This is a genomic window from Bacillus sp. AR2-1 (genome assembly GCF_008368755.1).
GTDB lineage: Bacteria > Bacillota > Bacilli > Bacillales > Bacillaceae_G > Bacillus_A > Bacillus_A wiedmannii.
In genome coordinates, this window is the sequence record NZ_QORY01000022.1 from 1 (window position 1) to 21,351 (window position 21,351).

The 21,351-nt window shown below is 32.3% G+C and carries 20 protein-coding genes and 3 pseudogenes; 8 read left to right on the forward strand and 15 right to left on the reverse strand.

Going from position 1 to position 21,351, the window contains the following annotated elements:
• Both DT250_RS24090 and DT250_RS24095 read right to left on the reverse strand, forming a co-directional pair.
• Nucleotides 1–1,708, reverse strand: a 1,708-nt coding sequence (locus tag DT250_RS24090) for a transglycosylase domain-containing protein (RefSeq protein ID WP_149213789.1), incomplete at its 3' end; no start/stop codon positions are given.
• Nucleotides 1,709–2,256: 548 nt separating this feature from the next.
• The gene (locus tag DT250_RS24095; RefSeq protein WP_149213790.1) at nt 2,257–2,967 is read right to left on the reverse strand and encodes a DUF421 domain-containing protein; all 711 of its coding nucleotides are present in this window, start codon (nt 2,965–2,967) and stop codon (nt 2,257–2,259) included.
• 608 nt (nt 2,968–3,575) lie between these two features.
• Here DT250_RS24095 and DT250_RS24100 point away from each other — a divergent pair.
• Both DT250_RS24100 and DT250_RS24105 read left to right on the forward strand, forming a co-directional pair.
• Nucleotides 3,576–3,992, forward strand: coding sequence for a DUF1259 domain-containing protein (locus DT250_RS24100; RefSeq protein WP_149213791.1), 417 nt, complete (start codon nt 3,576–3,578; stop codon nt 3,990–3,992).
• Nucleotides 3,993–4,481: 489 nt separating this feature from the next.
• Nucleotides 4,482–4,622, forward strand: a pseudogene (locus DT250_RS24105) (IS4 family transposase); the annotation flags it as partial.
• Nucleotides 4,623–4,839: 217 nt separating this feature from the next.
• On the opposite strand, the gene tdcB reads toward DT250_RS24105, so the two are convergent.
• From tdcB to DT250_RS24140, 6 genes are all read right to left on the reverse strand, one after another.
• Nucleotides 4,840–5,841, reverse strand: coding sequence for a bifunctional threonine ammonia-lyase/L-serine ammonia-lyase TdcB (tdcB, locus tag DT250_RS24115; RefSeq protein ID WP_097891101.1), 1,002 nt, complete (start codon nt 5,839–5,841; stop codon nt 4,840–4,842).
• Nucleotides 5,838–6,950 (reverse strand): alanine dehydrogenase, encoded by a 1,113-nt coding sequence (gene ald, locus DT250_RS24120; RefSeq protein WP_097891099.1) that lies wholly within the window; start codon nt 6,948–6,950, stop codon nt 5,838–5,840. The genes tdcB and ald overlap by 4 nt, the downstream gene beginning before the upstream one ends.
• Nucleotides 6,951–7,359: 409 nt before the next feature.
• Nucleotides 7,360–7,467, reverse strand: coding sequence for a hypothetical protein (locus DT250_RS24125; RefSeq protein ID WP_176546161.1), 108 nt, complete (start codon nt 7,465–7,467; stop codon nt 7,360–7,362).
• A gap of 103 nt (nt 7,468–7,570) precedes the next feature.
• On the reverse strand, nt 7,571–8,182 hold the full coding sequence (locus DT250_RS24130) for a replication-relaxation family protein (RefSeq protein ID WP_001245889.1): 612 nt from the start codon (nt 8,180–8,182) through the stop codon (nt 7,571–7,573).
• Nucleotides 8,172–9,338: an FtsK/SpoIIIE domain-containing protein gene (locus tag DT250_RS24135; protein ID WP_000511834.1), complete on the reverse strand. Its 1,167-nt coding sequence runs from the start codon at nt 9,336–9,338 to the stop codon at nt 8,172–8,174. The genes DT250_RS24130 and DT250_RS24135 overlap by 11 nt, the downstream gene beginning before the upstream one ends.
• 12 nt (nt 9,339–9,350) lie before the next feature.
• Nucleotides 9,351–9,545 (reverse strand): hypothetical protein, encoded by a 195-nt coding sequence (locus DT250_RS24140; protein ID WP_149213793.1) that lies wholly within the window; start codon nt 9,543–9,545, stop codon nt 9,351–9,353.
• 219 nt (nt 9,546–9,764) lie between these two features.
• On the opposite strand from DT250_RS24140, the gene DT250_RS24145 reads away from it, so the two are divergent.
• Complete coding sequence (locus tag DT250_RS24145; RefSeq protein WP_000264559.1) at nt 9,765–9,995, forward strand: helix-turn-helix domain-containing protein; 231 nt, start codon at nt 9,765–9,767, stop codon at nt 9,993–9,995.
• A 122-nt stretch (nt 9,996–10,117) separates the two neighbouring features.
• On the opposite strand, the gene DT250_RS24150 is transcribed toward DT250_RS24145, so the two are convergent.
• The 4 genes from DT250_RS24150 to DT250_RS24165 form a co-directional block, all read right to left on the reverse strand.
• Nucleotides 10,118–10,354, reverse strand: a complete 237-nt coding sequence (locus DT250_RS24150; RefSeq protein WP_097925372.1) for a hypothetical protein — start codon at nt 10,352–10,354, stop codon at nt 10,118–10,120.
• A 713-nt stretch (nt 10,355–11,067) separates the two neighbouring features.
• The gene (locus tag DT250_RS24155; protein ID WP_149213794.1) at nt 11,068–13,047 is read right to left on the reverse strand and encodes a DUF3472 domain-containing protein; all 1,980 of its coding nucleotides are present in this window, start codon (nt 13,045–13,047) and stop codon (nt 11,068–11,070) included.
• A gap of 333 nt (nt 13,048–13,380) precedes the next feature.
• Nucleotides 13,381–14,187, reverse strand: coding sequence for an arylamine N-acetyltransferase family protein (locus DT250_RS24160; RefSeq protein WP_149213795.1), 807 nt, complete (start codon nt 14,185–14,187; stop codon nt 13,381–13,383).
• A gap of 328 nt (nt 14,188–14,515) precedes the next feature.
• The gene (locus DT250_RS24165) at nt 14,516–14,917 is read right to left on the reverse strand and encodes a hypothetical protein (RefSeq protein WP_149213796.1); all 402 of its coding nucleotides are present in this window, start codon (nt 14,915–14,917) and stop codon (nt 14,516–14,518) included.
• A 1,313-nt stretch (nt 14,918–16,230) separates the two neighbouring features.
• Here DT250_RS24165 and DT250_RS24175 point away from each other — a divergent pair.
• The 4 genes and pseudogenes from DT250_RS24175 to DT250_RS24190 all read left to right on the forward strand — a co-directional run bounded on the left by DT250_RS24175 (nt 16,231) and on the right by DT250_RS24190 (nt 19,509).
• On the forward strand, nt 16,231–16,581 hold the full coding sequence (locus tag DT250_RS24175) for an ArsR/SmtB family transcription factor (RefSeq protein ID WP_000536400.1): 351 nt from the start codon (nt 16,231–16,233) through the stop codon (nt 16,579–16,581).
• A gap of 1 nt (nt 16,582) precedes the next feature.
• Nucleotides 16,583–17,023: a DNA mismatch repair protein gene (locus DT250_RS24180; protein WP_098876544.1), complete on the forward strand. Its 441-nt coding sequence runs from the start codon at nt 16,583–16,585 to the stop codon at nt 17,021–17,023.
• A 100-nt stretch (nt 17,024–17,123) separates the two neighbouring features.
• The gene (locus tag DT250_RS24185) at nt 17,124–18,887 is read left to right on the forward strand and encodes a SulP family inorganic anion transporter (protein ID WP_149213797.1); all 1,764 of its coding nucleotides are present in this window, start codon (nt 17,124–17,126) and stop codon (nt 18,885–18,887) included.
• 84 nt (nt 18,888–18,971) lie between these two features.
• A pseudogene (locus tag DT250_RS24190) lies at nt 18,972–19,509 on the forward strand (hypothetical protein).
• 47 nt (nt 19,510–19,556) lie between these two features.
• Here DT250_RS24190 and DT250_RS24195 read toward each other — a convergent pair.
• Nucleotides 19,557–20,030 carry a DUF2178 domain-containing protein gene (locus DT250_RS24195; protein WP_149213798.1) on the reverse strand — a complete coding sequence of 158 codons (474 nt, stop codon included), beginning with the start codon at nt 20,028–20,030 and terminating at the stop codon, nt 19,557–19,559.
• Complete coding sequence (locus DT250_RS24200; RefSeq protein WP_149213799.1) at nt 20,023–20,241, reverse strand: helix-turn-helix transcriptional regulator; 219 nt, start codon at nt 20,239–20,241, stop codon at nt 20,023–20,025. Before DT250_RS24200 ends, DT250_RS24195 begins: the two co-directional genes overlap by 8 nt.
• Nucleotides 20,242–20,666: 425 nt before the next feature.
• Between DT250_RS24200 and DT250_RS24205 the strand changes: the two genes are divergently transcribed.
• On the forward strand, nt 20,667–21,020 hold the full coding sequence (locus DT250_RS24205; protein WP_149213800.1) for a nitrous oxide-stimulated promoter family protein: 354 nt from the start codon (nt 20,667–20,669) through the stop codon (nt 21,018–21,020).
• A 34-nt stretch (nt 21,021–21,054) separates the two neighbouring features.
• Here DT250_RS24205 and DT250_RS32360 read toward each other — a convergent pair.
• Nucleotides 21,055–21,333 (reverse strand): annotated as a pseudogene (locus DT250_RS32360) (integrase); the annotation flags it as partial.
• Between the last annotated feature and the right edge of the window lie 18 nt (nt 21,334–21,351).

Below are 21,351 nucleotides of genomic sequence, written 5' to 3' on the forward strand. Positions count from 1 at the left end.
TACCCGCTATATCTAAAGAACCTATATTAGCTGTTGTACCTAATCCAGATGAAACAAAAGTACGAAGCATATCAGTAATCATATATGCTGTAGAATCCTTCATAACTCGTTTTGGCTTTGGCTCAAAGTTTTTTGATTTACCATCTGGATAAACGATTTTCTTAACAAAATGTGGTTTCGTATACTTACCATCATTACCAAATGCCGCATAAGCGCCTGCAATTTCAGTTGGTGACGCTTCATTTGTACCAATCGCTGTTGATTCGGTCGGTGCTACATTAAATGTAATACCTAACTTTTCAGAGAAAGCTTTTGATTTATTAATTCCTACTTCTTTTGCAGTTTTAATAGCCGGGATATTTCGGGAAGTTTTCAATGCATCACGTATTGTAATTGGTCCTAAATGCTTTCTATCAGCATTTCTAACTTCTTGTCCCGTTGAGTACTTAAATGGAGAGTCATCAATTTGATGGTAAGTAGCCCATTTTAAATATTCAATTGCAGGAGCGTAATCAAAAATTGGTTTCATCGTTGAACCTGCTGAGCGATTTAATTCAATTGCAATATTATGTCCTTTAAAAACAGCTTTATTTTCACCACGCCCACTACCAATTGCACGTACTTCTCCTGTTTTCGTATCCATAAATGTGAAAGCCCCTTGGAATTTCTCATTTGGATAATTAATAATATCTTTATTTAAAAGTTTGTCCGCAAAATCCTGTGCCTTTGGATCTAATGTTGTATAAATTTCTAAACCGTCAGATCCTATATTAACATCTGGCAACTCTTTTTCAACTTCTTTCACAACCGCATCCATAAAAGCTGGATAGGGCATTTCTTTTTGTTCAGTTGCTTTCTTAAGTCCTTCTGTTACTGGAACTTTTGATGCTTCTTCCATTTCTTTTTTTGTAATATAACCATGTCGATTCATTAATTTAAGTACAACATTTCTTCTTTCTGTTGCTTTTTTGATATTTTGTTCTTTCGTTGGATCATAGTTATTAGGAGCTTTCATTAAACCAGCAAGCATTGCAACTTCTGGTAGTGTTAAATCTTTTAATTCCTTACCATAGTAATTTTGTACTGCTGTTGCGATTCCGTATGAACGGTTACCTAAGTAAACTTTATTTAAATACATTTCTAAAATTTCATGTTTTGAATACTGTTGTTCTAGCTTATATGCTAAATATATTTCTTGCGCCTTTCTCTTTGACGTTTTTTCCATCGATAAGAAGTAATTTTTAATAACTTGCTGTGTAATTGTACTTCCACCTTGAGAACCGTAATCCCCCTTTAGGCTAATTAAGGCTGCACGTGCAGTACCTTTATAATCTACGCCACTGTGCTCGTAAAAACGTGCATCTTCTGTTGCTAAAAACGCATTTTCTACTAACTTAGGAATCTGATCATACATAATATTCGTTCGTTTTTCTTTTCCATATTCATATATCAATTTCCCATCTTTATCATAAATTTTTGAGGATAACGGATTAACAAGTTTTGCTTTCTCAAGTTTTGGAGCATCTTTGATCATAACGAAAAAGGTAGCAACCCCTGCGACTAACCCCACAATACCAAGTAATAAACAACTAACTAAAAACTTACGAAAAAAAGATGTTTTACCTTTTGCATTTTGTTTCTTAGCAACAGGCTGTTTTTTCTTTTTAACTTGTCGTCGCTCCTCTCGAGAACGATAATTTTCTGACATGCTACTTTCTCCTGCCTTTCAATTCTCCTGTTGGTTTACTTAAAATTATTGAAGTCACTTTAAGAAATATATTCATATTTAAAAAGTGTACTAAATAGACAATTTAAGTAATAAATTTGTTCCACTTTAAGATGAGGAAGAAATTTGAGCTTATCTGATAACGAAACAGAAACGGTAATAGTGGCACAACAAAAAAATGGAATTTCATAGAAAATCCATTTTTAGCTTGATGGGCATGTGGTGGTACCCCACATCCATCAACTTAAGTGATTTTAATACGCCTAAGTACCAAAAAAACGTTATTCTTCCTAAAAAAGCTAGACTAAAAAGGATGACGTCTATTTGGCTTTATGGATAGTGAAAAACCTTAGTTTTATAACGATGTATCGGTGCCTTATATATCTGTTTAATCATTATTTCTGTTACCTTTATATATTTACATAATCTTCATTATCAGTAGTCAATACTGCATAGAATTTTTGTTATGGAGAGATTTTATTACTTGGAGATAAGCTAATATATGTTCACCTGTGTTTTTAAGAAATAGCCTATTCTTGGTCCATTGGAGAAGTAATATTATCTTTATATGTGTCAATATAAATGTTTCCATTTGCTGCAAGTACAGCATACGTAACATCTTTGTAGCTAAGGTTACGTTTTTTCAGCTCACATTGTAATTCTAACTCTGTCTGATTGTTTTGCCTTAGGTTTTCAGTCATAATTTCTCCATCCATAATTAGCTCGATGGGTAGTTTACACTCTTTTTTTGTTGGTATATTTAAATCTTGTTTTGTAACAGTACGATATTCAGGTTTTTTCAAAACAGATATTTTACCATTTGTTTCAACTACGACATAAAGAACTTCTTCAATGTTAAAAATACCATTCTCTCTTAATTGTTGGTTTAAATAATCTAGAGAATAGCGCATTTTTCGCATATTATTTTCTAAAATTTTTCCGTTTTCCATAATGACTGTTGGATTTCCAGCAAATACCTTTCTACCTATCCGACTTTTCATGGATATATAGCTAACCATTAAAATGACAAATACTAAAATAAGAAAAGCTATAACTGCATGATGAGTTTTTACATTCAAATTAAATGCTAAATTTGCAATAATACTTCCGATAGAGATAGCACCAATAAAATCAAAGGTATTCATTTCAGCGATAATCTGCTTTCCTAATATTTTAGCTCCGACAAATAAAATCGAGAAAGATAACAGTGTTCTCAAAATAATCTCTATATGTTCAGACATAAGTAGCTCCTCCTCTTAGGATTGCGTGTTCGTATTATAACGATTTATATAAGGATAGTATGTATCATTGTAAAAGAATTTATTATGTTCAATGGCATTAAATAATTCTTGTAGATGAATTAATCTTGGTTCTGTTTTCAAGTTTCTCAAGAAATAAAAAGAGACATGAATGTAAGAGGAAATATAATGATGTTGAATGTTTTGATACAGAGTATATCTTTTGAAATCGAATAAAATATGAATTATCAAAAAGAGATTGGATTCCCTTAAAGAGTAATAACTGGATAAATATGAACTGATTTGAATTACCGGGATATGTTTTCTAACTACAAAATCCTGTATCACTCTTACCTGTCCAGAAAATCATAACTTTTTAACTGATGATTTCTTTGAGGAAAAACAATCATGTGCCGACAAGTATTAATATTTTAAGAACATCCTAAAAATATATTTTTGGTGTTTTTAAATTAAATGAGAAGTGAATATGATATGTATTGTTTTCTTATTATCTAAATAAGAGTTTCTTAAATTACTTATATAAAAGCTAATGGACGAGTATTAATACTTATGTAGTAACTTTTATCTGATAAGAAAGGGGTATAAGATTTATGAACAATCTTAATTTTCCTTGTGAACAATTTGCTAAAATTCTTAATGGAAAAAGCAACATAAATCAGGGTGTTTGTTCTGTCTCCTTGCGTCGTAATATTAAAGTGCTGGTTCAAGGACGACCCAGCACCTCAGTGATACCGGTTGGGATATCTTTTGAATCGTTAGATCAAAATGGCAATGCGTTGAACTTTGGAGAAATCGCTATTTTACAAGAAGAAATCCCTTTATTTATGCAATCAATTGTTCAACAAGGGATTATTGTTAGCGCCTTACATAATCATTGGTTATATATGAAACCATTGATCATGTATATTCATATCCAATCTGTTGAACCACCATTGAGTTTTGCAAAAAAATTGGAAAATTCCTTTTCGGTTTTAAGTAGTTATCCAATTGCTGATAACGGGAGCTAATGTTCAGCAGATCCTAGCTATTGATTTTCTATATCGAGAATTATGAGAATAAAAAAAGCCCTCCAGTTAAGCAATCTGGAAAGCATTTTTATAAATTTCTAGATACATTGAATTGCGACCTATTGTATTTTTCGCTTAGCGTGAGGGGTTCCGAAATACTGGAGGTAGCCCCTCGCCACATAGTTATCAAGTTCAAATTTTTTAGTACCCCAAAAACGAATTTTTGTGCTAGCTTGTAACAAAACAGCTTATTTTTTGGTTTTGGGGCAATCTTGAATTCTGAAGTTAATAGGAATGGTGTACCGTCAGCATTTCAGAAAAAAACCACGCTAAGCAAATTTGAAATATTAAACGGCTCTTTAATATTTCAAGGACGTAAAGAATTTAGATTTTTAAACAATCAATTGTTTAAATTATTGATTGTTTAAACGTAAAATATAGTTTGTATAAATTAATTAAATTGCCGTAGAGAATTTAATAAGTTTTTATGAATACGCTACTACCTCTCTTACTCAACTTTGTAGTCAATTAGAAACTTCAACAGGAATTTTATTAAGTCTGAAGGGACTTAATCGACGATTTAACTCGGATTCTGTAGCCTTCTTTCGCACTGTATTTACTACACTTCTACTCATCAGGTAGCATAGTAAAAAAATTGAAGCCCATCAGGGTTTATTTGATATGCCTACTTTTATAAAATCTATAAAAGATAATAAAAAACTATATGAAAAGACCGCATTTTGTATAAAAATATACCTTAAGTTGATGGATGTGTGGCGGTACCCCTTGTATAAGAGTTTGTTTTTAAACAACTCTGCCTCAATAGTATCCTGATATTGCTCAATCATTATTTTACTTCATTGGCAACAAAGAAATGCTCACATACACTTGAAATACGTTTTAAATCCACATTGCCACCTGAAATAACCGCTACTACTTTTTTACCCTGTACATATTTATCAACTTTGCCTGCAAGAAGAGCGGCTGTGGCTAATGCTCCCGCTCCTTCTACGACAGCCTTCCCGCGTTGCAATAAGTCTTTCATTGCTACTTCCAATTCTTCTTCTGATACAGTTACAATTTCATCTACTAGGTTTTTTACAATTTCAAAGGTTAAATTTCCAGGCATTTTAACTGCACAACCATCCGCTATTGTTGGAGCTTTATAATGTGATACAATTTCTCCAGCATCATAAGAAGCTTTCATACCGTGTACGTTTTCAGCTTGAACCCCAATAATATTAATGGAGGGATTAAATGATTTCAGTGCTACAGCAATTCCTGAAATAATACCTCCCCCACCAATAGGTACTATGACAGTATCAACATCCCACATATCATCTAGAATATCTAAGCCAATTGTCCCTTGGCCAGCCATTACTTCTACATCATCATATGGATGTAGGTATGTTTCGCCTGTTTCTTTTATAATTGCTTCACATTTCACTTTTGCATCATCAAACGTATCACCGTATAAAATAACTTCAGAACCATATCCTCTCGTCGCATCCACTTTAGCTTGCGGTGCAGAGGTCGGCATTACAATTTTGCTTTTAATTTTGAGTAAATGGGAAGATAATGCAACACCTTGTGCATGATTTCCAGCTGAACAAGCGATTACACCACGTTCTTTTTCTTCATTTGTTAGTTGGGAAATTTTATTAAATGCACCACGAAATTTGAATGACCCCGTTAACTGCATGTTTTCTAACTTTAAATAAATTTCTCCACCGGTTTTACTGGTTAAATAGAAAGATTTAACCAAAGGCGTTTTTCTAGCATTTCCATCTAAAATTTTTTGTGCTTTTTTTATATTCCCAATGTTCAGTGGTAAAACCTCATTACTCATATTAACACTTCTTTCAATGGCTTATAATCTAATTCTAGTGTTAAACCTAAATTCTCATAAGTTATTGTACCCTTGTAAATATTTATCCCCGTCGCCAAAGCCGGTTTATTTTGGATTGCATTCTCTAATCCATTTTTAGCTATTTCTAGTAAATACTCAATATTTCCATTTGCTAAGGCCATGGTAGAAGTACGTGGAGTAGCACCAGGCATATTGGGTACTGCATAGTGGATCACATCATGTTTAACAAATACAGGATTATCATGAGTTGTATAATGATCAACTGTCTCTACCGTACCACCTTGATCTATTGCAATATCCACAATCACGCTTCCAGGTTTCATGGATTGAACCATATATTCTTTTACGATTTTCGGTGGTTTAGATCCTGGTATTAAGATTGTTGAAATAAATAAATCGGCTATTTGTATATGTTTTTCTAAGTTTTGAGTATTAGATTCAATAACTTCAACCGGATCATTTATATATCTCTCTTTTAAATATGTTATTTGTATTTGGCTCAGCTCTAAAATAGTTACACTACACCCAATTCCAATTGCCATATCACAAGCATTAATTGCAGCATTTCCTCCACCTAAAATGACTACATTTCCAGCAGGGATTCCCTCAATACCTGATAATAAAATCCCTTCTCCTTGATGTTGTTTTTCTAGATAATATGCTCCCATAAATACAGCACGACGGCCAGCAATTGCACTCATTGGCTTTAATAATGTCAAAACACCATCTTCGCTAATTGTTTCTCCTGCAATTGCAGTAGTTCCAGCATTTTTCATTGCTTCTACACACTCTTTCGACGCAGCCAAATGTAAAAAACCCCAGATTATAAGATTCTTTTTAAAATAACGATATTCTTCAGGTAATGGTTCCTTTACTTTAACTACCATGTCGACTTCCCAAGCTTCTCCTTGTGCTACTAAATTTGCACCTGCGCCTGTATATTCATCATTTGTATATCCTGATCCAATACCTGCATCTTTTTCTACTAAGATCTGATGCCCTTCTTCTACTAACTTCCGAACATTTTCAGGGGTCATTCCTACACGTGCTTCTCCCTTTTTTATCTCTTTAACTACTCCAATTCTCACTTCTCACACATCCTTTTATTAGCAATATAATACCTGTGATGAAAAAAGTAATACATGAATTTACCAAACTTATTATGTCCATTTATGTTATTTTTATCGCCTAACTAGTTTTTAAGGTAGAAAACATTCGATATCAATTATTGTTATAAGGATATGTAAACATTTTTCGAAATCCCAGGTAATATTCCTCCTTCCAAAGGTATGTGGAATTGATTCAGTGATTAAAGAGACAATGCGATGAAAGTAACTATGTTCCTTGAAGGTTAACAAACACTACTTAAGAACGCCTAATCAAGCGATTCTACCAAATAAAAGATACTGATTTATATCAATTATCATATGTTATTGATTAGAGGCGAATCGTTAATAAATAGATTTCGATAAATACTTCTATTCCTACAAAAACTTTTTAACCATTTAGTGTTATAGAAATACCACTAAGGAATGTATTTACTGAAATTGTGGCGATAACAGTATTGCTACTTGTATTAATAACCGAAACTGTATTAGAATTCACATTGGCAAAATAATATATGAACTAATTCAGTCAATGATGACCTCATAAACGTAGATGTAAATTAAGAAACCGCTTTAGAGAAAAAATCCCTGATTAGGGATTTTTACTGTGCTTTTACAGCAAGGCTATTCAAGAAATTACTAATTGAAGAAGCTTGAAAAATACGTAGGCTAAAAGAGCTGATATTATAATACTTTTCAGTAATTATAAGTATTGATGGAAAGTATTTAGATTCTTTTGGTTGCCAAGATTCGTTATGCCATTCCTGACTGTGAAAGTATAATTCATACCTATTTATTTTATCTTGCATAACTTTTTTGCTGTAAACTGACTTCTGGACTTCAATGAAGAATGGAGATCTACGCCAAATTGTAAATGCATCAGGTTCCATGAATTCTTTACCGTACTTTGGCTCCACTTTAAACAGTTTAGGTTTTTCATAATAGATAAGCTGTTTATACACATCTAATATGCCTAGAAAGTGGGGAATCTTTTGGCTAGTTTTGCGAAGTGTACTGGATTGAGGGAAGTAAATGTATGGCTGTTGCGAGATATTGGCATCCACATGACCATCTCTTCTTAATCGCTTCATCACCGTATTACAGCATGTAACCGCGTTCTTTAATCCTTGAAAATGCAAATCAATAATGTCATCACGAGACATACATCTAAAACGCTTCAAATTGTTTAGTATGGCTTTGTCTCTATTCCTCATAATCTAACACCCCGAATAATTGATTTTCTTCTTGTGGTAGGTTTTGCAACTTTATATTCTCTTTCGGAACGCGATAAGGTTCAACTATCTTCTTGGCTTTACTTAATTCTAAATAAGGAGATTGTACTTTCTTTAATCCATTTAACTTTAATATCATTTGGCCAGATTGCTCCAAGCGTTCTGAACCAGGAGTACCCATAATATTACTGTTAATTGTACTATCACATTTAAAGCCCATTCTAACCGTCATATTGAGCTTTAACTTACCATCCAGCACTTTTGCATCAGGGCGTTGCATACTTAGCATTAAAAAAACTCCAAGCGCCCTTCCGACTGCCGATATTTTTTCAACTATAGACATACATTCTTTTTCATCTTGCAACATGACCACTTCGTCGATAGCAAGTAAGATATATGGTTTCTGATTATCAGGATTTAATTTGTTGTATTCGTCAATATGATCTACTTCATACTCTTCCATCAATTTTCTACGTTCGCGTATTTCCTTCCACACTTTCTGCAGCATAATCTTCATTTCTATTTCTTCCATGCAAACCTCTTTTACGTGTTTCACCCTTCGCAAGAAATGAAATTCGGAATTCTTCAAATCACCCAGGTATAAATGTAATTTATCAGGAGACATATATTGAATGAGTGTGGACAGTACAACGCGTACCATACTACTTTTTCCGCTCCCTGTCTCTCCTGCAATTAGAAGATGCGGCGTGTTTGAAGCAATCATGTCATACGTAATCATATTTCCAAATTGGTCACGCCCTACAATTACGGGAAGATGATGTTGTATAAGTAATGGTTGCCACTTCTTATAACTGTAATTGTATGCTTGTAGCCCAGCATCCGAATGAAACACATTAAGTACAAACCTTTTAATATCACCTTCAATTGCTACATTACGCCCTAATATTTGTTGAAAGCAAAACCACTTCTTTTCAATGTTTTTCGGATCTAATCCGTTTGGAATGGTAAATATGTATCGAACCTTTTCTTTCGAGGAAAAAATGTCATGTATCTTCGGGTAAATGGGTACTTTTCCACCTCTTGTTTGATGGTCTACATATAAACCTGCCTTTGTAAATACCTCTATAAGTCGATTCTTCAAACTTTGTTTATGAAGCCAATCCTTTAAAATCCCCATGTAATTTCCTCCTTAAAACATCTCCACAATTTGAATGAATACATAACCAATGAAAAAAACTCCACCTATCCTCATTCCATGATATATTCCATCACTTAAAAGTTTCGCTGCTGCAACATGATCATTTTTCACAAGATGCTTTTCTAACAACGCCCCTCCAATTGTCGTTACTCCTAAAGCTCCTAAAGAGATAAATGTAGTTAACATATAAATTTCCCCTTTATAAACAGAATTTTGAATGTTGATGATACATGGGCTTACAAACTTAGAAATTTGGTAGAGTTACCTTGATAGCTAATTTGGTAGCAACCTTGATACATCTTATTGTGAATAGCTTGTACAATATGCAAATTTTTCTTTGCAATTGCGTATAGTTTTTTGCATTTTGGACAAGGATGATTAAAAAAGATTATGGAGGAGATTAGCGTGTGGGGTAGAGGTATTGGAAGACATAGAACAAAGCTAGCTAAATTTTTAGCTAGCTATGATTACTCAATTCAGGATTTTTCTAAAGCTAGTAAAGTAAACAGAAATACATTAGGCCAACTATGTAATGACAAGGATTATGTACCATCACCAAATACAATGCAAAAAATAATGAAGATTGTTAGAAAACATGATTCTCGAAAACAAGTAACTGACTTTTGGCATATATAAAGAGAATAAACTCTTTATATATCATTCCTTATGCAAGCTTGATATTAATTTTTATAGGGATACGGTAACGATTCCTTATAGGCATTTCATTACTGCCCTCTCGTTCTCGCACTAAGCCTTAATTAATTTTTTAGTAGTGGAAGATTGTTTTCTTTTATTAAATCATAAATGAATTTTTCTAATACACTTTCAGCTGCTTCTCGCATTTGATCCGGTGTTGAATCATTAAACACCTTTTCTATCTCCCTAAGTAGTTGTTTTAAAGAATGGGTTTCCTTGCTATTTTCCAGGAATTCCTCACCTAACCCTTGAACAAATGTACTAATAACAATTACCTTTTCCAATTTAGTTAGTTCCATCTCTATGCCTCCTAATCAGATTATCATCTAACATGATATCTCCCCTAATTAATAAAGAATTACCAAAAGTCTTGGTGTTATGACAAGATATGCATAGATATTTTCGAATCCCATGATTTAAGGGTTATATATTTCCTGTGGCCTAATCTTAACGATATGCCCAGGAACTTCCCTAAATCGTATAATTTTCATAATAGACAAGTAAAAGTCTCTAAAAGTATTCTTTTAAATTCAAATCACACGTTTGTTAGGATCTATAAATCCACATTTGAGGTAAATAATGGATTTATAGATCCGTATTTTTGGACAAATTTACCGGCTGAATTAACAGAAACTTTGTGTTACTCTGAACTTGTTGAATATCCCAATACATTCAACAATGCTCAAAATTGCATATTTACTATGCAACCATCCACCCAGATACCTTAGTTAATACTTCTCCCTAATTGTCGTTATTGCTAAGGTATCTTTTTAGATGCCCTGTGTGCAGGGCTTTTTTCTCTCAGTGATAAAGCTATTTTCCCCTTGATATAATCAATTTTTTTAGTACACTTTCTTAAGAAAATTCAGATTTGGTATTTTTACTACCATTTACTTTATATACAAATTTTAAGTTTTGAAGTTTTCCCCTTACGATTTTGAAATCTTCTGCTAAAATCTAAACATATTTTTGCGACCACTAAACTAATATATAAAAAGTAAGTAAAAGCCTTTTATATCATTTTAAATGGTTGCCATAAAGATAAGGCAAATATCCAAGTAGGATCTCCATTTCCTTGATAGCTTTGAACCGCTTCATAAAATTTCCCTTGATACTCTACTTTATCTCCCTTTGTATATGCCTTCTTTGGATCCCATTTTTCATAAGATACATTTTGATCTTTTGTTTTTACCGGAAGAATGTTACTTTGAATTGATGTATTTCCAGCTACATCTACAGCCTTCACTGCATATTTATATTCCTTATTAGCTGTTAAGTTTTGATCATTAAACGTCGTTCCTTGTACCGTTTGAATCAATTGTCCATCACGTAACACTTGATACTCTTTTACACCCACATTGTCTGTAGAAGGATTCCATTTTAACTCTACACTGTTTGTTGTAACATCACTTGCATATAATCCTATTGGCTGTGTAGGAGCTTCTGTGTCCGGTTTAGGAATAACAATTTGATTGACTTTCTTCAAACCATCCTTTGTAACTTCATATATTACTTTTTTATCAAAGCTTTCGCGTTTATTATTATCCAAATTTGTTAATATTGCTCTCTCTGCACCTTCTAGGTGTGTAAGTTCAATAAAATTGCCCACTTTTACTGGGACTGTTTTTGATTCAGCATTTTGTTGGGTATTCCCATAAACCTCTTTGTTATATACCACTTTACCTGATGTATCCTGTACTTTAATACTTGCATACGTACTATCAAAATAATTGTGTGGTGTCCCTGACATTAAATTAACTTGTAATTCTTCTGTTGATTTATTTAAATTAACTTTTGCAAATTCAAAATCTCCTATACCTTTCATCGACCATGCAAACTTATCCCCTTCTAAAATGTTTGGAGATTCATTTTTGATTTGTACCTTTTTTTCCACTGTTTGATCAAATATATCCGTTAATACAATTTTTGCATAAGTATTTGTTGGTAATGATATAGATTGACTGATTCCATTTTGATAAGATTTAATATCATTAATTACATTAATCGGTTGGCCCGTCATATTTTCATTATTATAAATTTCAATTTTCCCCTTAAATTGAGGTGTACTACTATCTTTTAGTTGCCAAGATATATTTAATTTTTCATTTTCATAATACATAGACTTTACATCATAATCTAGTTTTCCTACTTCAGGTTGGCTAGGTTGATTTAACGTAAATGTTTTTCCTGTTCCAATAGTTGATCGAGAGTCTCCCCCAGCCTTAAACCAAAGATATTCTGAAGTAGCTCCCCCATCCCAATTATTATTCAATGGCTCTTGCCCCTCTATCGATTGAGTATTCCAAGATATCCATTTTTTATCTGAGATATTTCTTCCATATCCATTTTTTACACGTGCCTCTCTTACATCTTGTCCATTACCAGCCCAATCTTCTTGAAACAGCATTTGTCCGTAGTTAAATGTAACGTTAGGAACTGGAAAGTCCATAATCCCAATAAGCTTCCATTGGTTTTTTGAAACATCTTTTAACCACTGTCCAAATTTTGTGTGTCCATTCTCTTGCCAAGAACGCATTGTCATGCGATACCAATTATAATTCTTCCAATCATATGTCGTCTGAATTTTAAGACCCGTTCCTTCTCCACCAAAATTACCTGCAACTGATGTAGGAGATACATATTCTGCTTTTATTGCTTCCTTAGAGGAAATAGGATCCCAAACTGCAAAGTGTAAAGTACGCTTTCCATTTTCATCAAAACCGCTTTGTTGTTGGAATCCAGCATAACCACCAGCTTCTCCCCCCTGGTTCCAGTTATGTACAGCCCAATATGTATAAGGTGCTGTTTGAACAGGAGACCAGTCTATACTAATAATATCTGAAGAAACACTATTTTTAGGTGTAACATAAACTCCTGGAGCAGACGCCGCCTCTATGATAGAAATTGATGAGCCAAACATCGAAAACATCGTACTAGCTGCTGTAATTGCTAGGATTTTTTTGACGCCATTTCTTGTTCTTTGATTGAACATAATTTCCCCTCTCCTCCTTCGTTATTAATAACTATTTAAAATAATATCTCTCTATATACAATTGAACAAATTTCCCATGAATGTAGTACTATCTTAATGAAATGGATATATTTAATTTTACTTTCACTGTTATTTAATAGGCAATTGTAGTATCTTATTGTAAATTTAAATTACATATCGCCAAATTCACCCTAGTAACAATAGGAAAAATTCATAAAAATAAAAACATTTCATAACTTTTTAAGCACTTATTAATAAAAAAAACCCATTTTTCTAAAAATGAGGGCGTAATGAGTTAAAAATCTTATAGTTTAGTTTCTATATCTTACTTGTCTAATAAATATTGAATTCATTTTTAAGTATTTGATGATATTGTTTCTCTGTTATTTCTTTTTTAGTTTTCTTTCCATGCCGGGTTTCTGTAAAACTTTGCTTAGTAAGTGCAATATGCCCGTGTTCAATTAATTTGCAAATAATATTCCCCTTATTTACTGGCGATTCTGGATGCTCTATAACCATGTTTTGTATAGCATTCACTTTCTTTTCATTAATTGCATTTAAATAAAAAGCATAACCGATAGACCAGGTATCGGTAAGGTCCGAATCAAAAAAATGCGAAGTTTCTCCATTTTTTCCTTTTTTCATTTCAAACACATGGGTTCCTTTCTCCGTATTTTGTTTACGAACACGATATTCACCCGTTACAGAAGTTATACTGGCACCATTAAAAGGTACAGGATATAAAGGAAGATAGGATGCGAAACCCGCATCTATTATATAGTTTTGATTTTGGTGTTGTAAAACGATAAGTGCGTGGCCATCATCAGGGTTCCACTTTCTTGTTTTTGGATCATAAAGAGTTCCAGCTATTCGATACACATTAAATCCACAATCACACAAAAAATAATATAATAAAGAATTAATTTCATAGCATAATCCGCCACGTTTCTTTAAAAGTAGCTTTTCTTCAATGTTTTCTCTAGAAAATTTTTTCGTATTTCCTTCCATAATGTCTATGTTTTCATAAGGTAATAAGTGCCCCATCTGTAAAAGAATTGTATGTAAATCCTCAAATTTCACATTTTCTCTTGGTGGAATTTTTAATTTTGAGAAAAATTTTTTTTGTAATTCAGTTAACATTATATATCTCCTCCATTTACAGAAATCATATATATACCTATATATTACGACTATTAATTATATGTGGCGTACAGCTTGATTAATACATTTTAGAAGAGTGTGTAGCACTAAATATTAGCGTACATTAAGGATCAAGTGCTCAAAAATCCCTTAATATTTATTCAAATGTATGTTTTTAATATTTTGGTATCTGTACTAATCCCCCAAAGATGAGTTGATAAGAATTTTAAATGTAATGTCTAAAAGTGTACTTTATGATAAATCGAAAAATAGAGAATCTTAGATGCAGCTATTTTTCAGATAAACAACTATATAGCCTTTAATCCTTCTATTTATACATATAATACTCTTTATATCGTTCAAACCTCGATTTTTTTGTTTTTGCTGGTATTATGGGTGATCTTAATGTTTTAGAGGGTGCTGCTTGCTTTGGCATTTCTAATACTCCACGTTTCTTCAGCTCTCTATACAAACTACTCACTTTGCACCCTACTATTTTCGCAATATCTGGATATTCAGTCCCTTGATTAAATAATTGAATTGCTTGTTTACATCTTTCATCCCATTTTTCTTCTGTCGTTCGATTTTTAACTGATTTTTTGTCTAGCTTGATACACTTTCTTTCTAGATTCCCCTGCTCGGCATTATACTCTTCTGTATCTCCTTGACGATTACAATGCTCCTCCCTCTGTAATCGTATCATTTGTGCTTTTTTCGCAACTTCTTTCATGTTTCATTCACCTCATTTTGTTTGATAAATTTTCACATCCTACTGCGTTATCTGCAATTCCTACTAGTATTTCAGATAATTCTTTTAAGAAAGCCATTAATACTTCTATTCCTTATCCCTTCTATCACAACTTTTAATTAATTATTTACAATCCAAATTAAATTAGCTGTTTACTCAAACTACTTACGTAACATCCAAATTGGTATACATTTTTTATATGTAAATATCCATTCCTTCTTGATGGCAAATGAAACAAAAATTTCTTTAAATCTTTATTAGTGATAAGTTTTAAAGAACAGTCCATCTTGGTTATAGTTTTACATAATTGTAAACTATAGTAAATTGATATTATTAATATTGAATATTCTTAATATTAATTCTATTTATACACCTCAACAAACAAAACATTAATATTAATTTCTACCAGTTTTTTGTAAACATACTAAATTATCGCCTTTTTATGGATTTACACACCTTAAATTTATATATTGTATTTTTATAGTATTAATACCTCTTTGTATTTAATATTTCTTTTACGAATACAGGTAATCTATCAAATATAGTGAATCTGAATAAGGGATATGAAGTTTATACATCTTCTTTAATTTCTATAATTACTAATTCAGAAAATATATAAGTAACCAACTATTTATCAATGTGTATAACAATTGCCCTCGACTCTTCAAGTAACCCATCAAAATTAATTTGTCTTTCAATAATTCTCTTTAGGCGTTCACCTACTTTTTCAAAAAGCATCTTTATCTTGAATAAATCCTTTTTACGTTCAAATAAATATTTTGTTCAAACTTGTGCGTGCACTAAAAAAATACAAGTGATTTTATCAGAGTCACCTTGAATTTCTTGCACACCTAGTGGAAAGAATCCGTTTTTTACTAACGGGTTCTTTTCATTATTCGTCATACTACAACCAGATTGTTACATTTTTTTACAGCTCACCCTTACTTGAATAAATATTCCGTTCTTATAGATCCGTAAATCCTCTTTTCTTTAATGTTTTTTCGTTATTTGAGTCTATTCATGTAAATGCATTATTTATTTTTCACGTATTCAATCGCCTTTGAACCTGTCGGTATAAGGTTTCTCTAGAAGTATAGTCTAGGATACATAGGATTTTTGTGTACGAAAGAAAGTATCGTAATTTCAACCAAAAACCATTTATTTACCTATGTTAAGTTTCTAAATTTGTATTGATAATTCTTGGCTTTAGAAGTATTCTATACATATTCAAACATTTGAAGATGTATAGAATACTTCTGAAATGTTAAATGTAAATAAATACTAGAGGTGTTTTAATGGGAACTGAAATGCAACAATTTAAAGCAGATTTCTTTAAAGCTTTATCGCATCCTTTACGAATAGGGATTTTGGAAGTTCTATCAGAAGGGGAAAAAAGTGTAAATGAAATTCAAAGCATTCTTAAAAAAGAAGGTTCTGCAGTTTCTCAACAATTAAGTGTATTACGAGCGAAAAATATTGTTGTTGGCACTAAAGATGGAAAACGAGTATTATACTCCCTTCGAGATCCTATGATTATGAATTTATTGGTGGTTGCGCGGAAAATTTTTAACAATCATTTAATTGATACAATTTCTATGTTAGAAGAGCTAGATGAAGCAGAAAGCGAAATGGTAAAGGAGGAATAAATTGAGAAATGAGGCTAAAAGAGAAGATATCATCCAACATGGAATTGAGATATTTCACTCTATAGGAGCTCATCACGTTTGTAATGTTTGCATTAAAAGTGGATATTCTTGTTGCTTTTCATGTCAACATTTACAAGATGGTATTGGATGTCAAAAAAGGAATACAGCTTGTACAGCATGGTTATGCGGCATTCAGAACTTTTTGTTTGATCAAATAGGATTATTAGAAGAATGGAATAGTTTTTGGGCTGATATTCCAGGACAGATGTTTCGTAGAGATATTACCCCAGATAAAGTAAAAGTCACATCGTTTATTGATACGAAAAAGCTAGATAGTCGGGCTGGAGAACTTCTAGCGGAAAAATTACAATTCCATGTACAACAAGGTGGAGATATAGGGAAATTAGAACGCCATTTAAGCAAAACTTATAGTAAGTATTAGGATGTCGTTCTCTTTTATAAAAATTAAATTCTCCTGTATAAGCGAATGCGAAACATATTTGTAATCCGGGTTTATTAAAAATAGAAAAGAAGGGTTTGTAATGAGAGGTTTATTTACGGGAAGGTTTAAAGGATATTCATTAGGGCATTTTCAAAAAGATCTTCTTTCAGGACTGATTGTTGGAGTTGTTGCGATTCCTCTTGCTATGTCTTTTGCTATAGCTTCTGGTGTAAAACCAGAGTATGGAATATATACAACATGTATTGCAGGAATACTTATTTCTCTATTTGGTGGTTCAAGGTATCAAATTGGAGGACCTACAGGTGCTTTTGTTCCCATACTTTTAGGAATTGTCATTACTTATGGGTATGAAGATTTACTACTTGCTGGTTTACTTGCTGGAATTATCTTATGCCTTATGGGAATTTTCAAATTAGGTTCGCTGATTAAGTTCATCCCACGTCCTGTAACAATTGGTTTTACGTCAGGTATTGCTGTTATTATATTCACTGGGCAAATTGCTAGTTTTTTAGGTTTAACAGGCATAAAAAAACATGAGGCTTTTATAGCAAACTTGAAAGAAATCAGTACTCATATCGGTACCACTAATTTTTATAGTGTAGTGACTGCTCTGATTTGCTTTTTCATTATACTCATAACACCCAAAATTTTGCCAAAACTACCCGGTTCATTAGTAGGTATTGTGATTTCAACTGTAATTGCAACTATATTTTTCTCAGGTCATGTGCCTACTATTGGTACAGCATATGGTACGATTCCAAATGCACTACCGCAATTCAATATACCTGAGATTACAGTAGAACGTATCCAACATTTAATTGGCCCTGCATTTGTTATTGCTATGTTGGGGGGCATTGAGTCTCTTTTATCTGCTGTTGTCGCAGATGGTATGACAAATAGTAAACATAACAGTAATAAAGAGCTTATTGGTCAAGGAATTGCTAATATTGTTACTCCGTTATTTGGAGGAATTCCGGCAACTGGAGCTATTGCGCGCACAGCAACTAATATTAAAAGTGGAGCTGTTTCACCCATGTCCGGTGTGATTCACGGATTTTTTGTGTTATTTACACTTCTACTGCTAGCTCCATACGCTTCGCACATCCCACTTGCTACCATGGCTCCTATTTTAATGGTTGTAGCTTGGAACATGAGTGAGCAAAAGCATTTTGCTCATATACTTAAAATGAAGACAGGGGATTCTCTTGTATTATTGGTAACTTTTTTCCTCACTGTATTTACCAGTTTGACAACAGCTGTGGAAATCGGTCTTATTTTGGCTATTATTTTATTTACAAAACGTATGAGTAATATGCTTGTCATGTCAAAAGTTCTTCCTGATCATACAACAAAGAATGAAAAATTATTACCGCATGTAGTAAATAAAGCTCATGATTGTCCGCAAATTAGTATTTATACAATAGAAGGGCCATTATTTTTTGGAGCTGCACAAACTTTTGAACAAAACATTTTAGCAACGATTCATTATAAACCCAAAATATTAATATTACGTATGGGCAAGGTTCCTTTTATTGATACAACAGGCGAATCCTACTTTAGAAATATTGTTCAACATTTTAAAAACCAAGGTGGCGTACTTCTTATTTCGGGGACACAATCAGAGTTGAAAACAACACTAACTAAAAATGGATTATACGCTGAGATTGGAAAAGAGAATTTTTTTGATCATACAGGAGACGCAATTAACTATGCTTTAAGACATTTGAATACAGCAAAATGTGAAGGGTGTAAGCATTTTGCTTTTCATGAATGCGCTCAGCTCTCCCAGCAATGCCAGGATATTAATACAATCAAAAACAAATCAAATGCATTAGAATTTTAAAAAATATATTTTATATACAAATTTACTTGTTTTGAATTACTCTTTTAAATATTTTATTACAAATAGAAAAGGAGAATGTTTGATTTGGGGAATGCGAAGAAAATTTTTATAAAGTTTGAACAAGAAGGATTTTTATACATTCAAAAAATGATCATTGCACAGCAAGAAGAGAATATTTTCCTTACATTTCAATGCAAAAAAAATTGTACAAATAGTGCCCTTTCAATAGATGATAAAAAGAATTACGAAAAAAGTATATCGTTTTTTTCTCATGCTTCTGGTGGTGTAATTATATGGGGAATAGCTTCAAATAAAAAGAATAATGGTGTTCACATAGCTAAAAAAATTCAACCTATCTCTAATGGAAAAGAATTTTTTAGTAATCTAAATGATTTATTATTTAAAAATCCCAACACTACAAACCAGGATGTTAAAAATATATATTCCTTTTCCTAAAGAAGTAAACCGTGGATTTGTAATCACCTATGTCCCCAGGAAAGACTATCTGTTAAAACTTAATGACTACTATACAAAAACCTGGGATAACTTTGCAATGATGATGGGACAGATTCTATTAAATTATATGTTAAAAAACGGAAAATTATTAAGGGAATCACTATAAATCATGCATATAAAGGAACCCTCTTGATTTTACAAGAGGGTCTCACTTTACATTATTTTATTTCGGTATAAAGATAAATAAAAAACTGTCATTTGAATAAAGAAAACACTAAATACAATGTATAAGGGATATCCTGGAATATATATATTAAAAATAGGAGAAAGCACTAAAAATCCAATTGCGATGATTAACACATACCACAGTGAAACAAATGCTGTACGACAAGCTCTTTCAGTAATTAACTTTTCACGTTCGTCTTCTAGGGGAAACAATAGTGGATACATCAGATATGAAAGGGCGTTATATTTCTTCCTCTGTATTTTATAAAAAATTGTTATTACAATACCTATAACTAATAAAAATAAGACTGGTGTAATATTTAATGATACTTTAAAGGCTACTTTCTTAGCTTCAATAATATTGGCAAGTTCTATAATGCCGTAATAAAGTTCAATGAATACCCAGCATGCTAACGCCATAATAAGTACATTAATCACATAAGAAATCATCAATCTATTCATCCTCTTCTGCCTCCTTATTTAATACGAACACTTCTTCCATCTTCAAATCAAACACATCACAAATTGACAATGCTAGTAATAATGAAGGGACGTAATCCCCTTTTTCAATTGCTGCGATCGTTTGCCTCGTCACTCCAACTTTTTCAGCTAATACACTTTGTGTGAAATTAAAACGAGCTCTAATTTCCTTTACTTTGTTAAAAATAGTCAAGTTCACCACCTCTTACCTTCAATGTATACCATAATTAACAAAATGTAAAGTTAACTTAACATTCATTCCGCTAAAAATCCAATTTTATAATAAACGGTACCACCACATATTCATTAATTTAAAAAGTGTATAGTGCTCCTAAAACAAAACGCTGATTGCGTGCTCTAAGGCTGAATTATTTGATATAGCAGTAAACTTCAACCCCCCCCACCTTCCAATAGAATCAATTAATAACATGGAAAAATCAAGTGAACCCTTGCTGTTCGAGTCGTTTAGGTACCCGAAGCTCACAAGAAAAAGAAGGAACCATATTTAAGTCTTAGGAAAGAGATAAACATTATAAAAACTGTCATTAAAAATTCAAGTAAACTCTCTAAAAAGTTTTACAATCAAAGGAGAGACTTTGAAACAGGAGGCGCCAATTTATGAATCGAATTGAACGTGAAGAGAAAACAATTAGCATTATGATTGATATGTATTGTAAAAACGAACATAAACAAAATACTCTTTGTGAAAAATGTCAAAAATTAAAAGATTATGCTTATTTTCGTTTATCAAAATGTCCATTTCAAGAAAAGAAACCAGCATGTCAAAATTGCAAAATTCATTGTTATAAACCAGATATGAAAGGTTTAGTTAAGGAAGTTATGAAAAAGAGAGGACCGAAAATGATTTTAAAACATCCATATTTCACGCTCATGCATGCTGTTGGTACAATGAATAAGTTTCCTGACTTACCAAAAAGAAAAAAGTGTAAAAAGAAAAAGTGGTTTGTCTAACAAACTAGTTTTTTATTCCTTTTCGACTAAAGAATTATATGTGAGTTTTAAATCCTAATTGCTTCACAATATGTTCAGCTGTGCATTGCTTCTGAATCATCTTTAAAATAAAAGTATTTCGAAAATGTTATGTAGAGATCCCTTTCCTCAAATTTGTCCGCTTTATCTCCAAACTAATCATTTTTTTGAATAGAGATTTCCGTTAGAAATTTTGGTACATCTTCATCATAACTCCGAAGATAGGTTCCGAACCTAAAGTGGCAAAAAACAAAGAGTGAATTATCCCTGTGATATCTTGGGTCACTAGTTCAGGAAAAGATAATGTATAGTT

Excerpts from the sequence above, each read along its gene's own strand:
- DT250_RS24150 (WP_097925372.1), bottom strand. The coding sequence starts at position 10,354 with ATGGAACTAACTAAATTGGAAAAGGTAATTGTTATTAGTACATTTGTT.
- DT250_RS24140 (WP_149213793.1), bottom strand. The coding sequence starts at position 9,545 with ATGTTAACTACATTTATCTCTTTAGGAGCTTTAGGAGTAACGACAATT.
- DT250_RS24100 (WP_149213791.1), top strand. The coding sequence starts at position 3,576 with ATGAACAATCTTAATTTTCCTTGTGAACAATTTGCTAAAATTCTTAAT.
- DT250_RS24130 (WP_001245889.1), bottom strand. The coding sequence starts at position 8,182 with ATGAGGAATAGAGACAAAGCCATACTAAACAATTTGAAGCGTTTTAGA.
- DT250_RS24135 (WP_000511834.1), bottom strand. The coding sequence starts at position 9,338 with ATGGGGATTTTAAAGGATTGGCTTCATAAACAAAGTTTGAAGAATCGA.
- DT250_RS24185 (WP_149213797.1), top strand. The coding sequence starts at position 17,124 with ATGAGAGGTTTATTTACGGGAAGGTTTAAAGGATATTCATTAGGGCAT.
- DT250_RS24095 (WP_149213790.1), bottom strand. The coding sequence starts at position 2,967 with ATGTCTGAACATATAGAGATTATTTTGAGAACACTGTTATCTTTCTCG.
- DT250_RS24175 (WP_000536400.1), top strand. The coding sequence starts at position 16,231 with ATGGGAACTGAAATGCAACAATTTAAAGCAGATTTCTTTAAAGCTTTA.
- DT250_RS24155 (WP_149213794.1), bottom strand. The coding sequence starts at position 13,047 with ATGTTCAATCAAAGAACAAGAAATGGCGTCAAAAAAATCCTAGCAATT.
- DT250_RS24195 (WP_149213798.1), bottom strand. The coding sequence starts at position 20,030 with ATGAATAGATTGATGATTTCTTATGTGATTAATGTACTTATTATGGCG.
- DT250_RS24205 (WP_149213800.1), top strand. The coding sequence starts at position 20,667 with ATGAATCGAATTGAACGTGAAGAGAAAACAATTAGCATTATGATTGAT.
- tdcB (WP_097891101.1), bottom strand. The coding sequence starts at position 5,841 with ATGAGTAATGAGGTTTTACCACTGAACATTGGGAATATAAAAAAAGCA.
- DT250_RS24160 (WP_149213795.1), bottom strand. The coding sequence starts at position 14,187 with ATGTTAACTGAATTACAAAAAAAATTTTTCTCAAAATTAAAAATTCCA.
- DT250_RS24165 (WP_149213796.1), bottom strand. The coding sequence starts at position 14,917 with ATGAAAGAAGTTGCGAAAAAAGCACAAATGATACGATTACAGAGGGAG.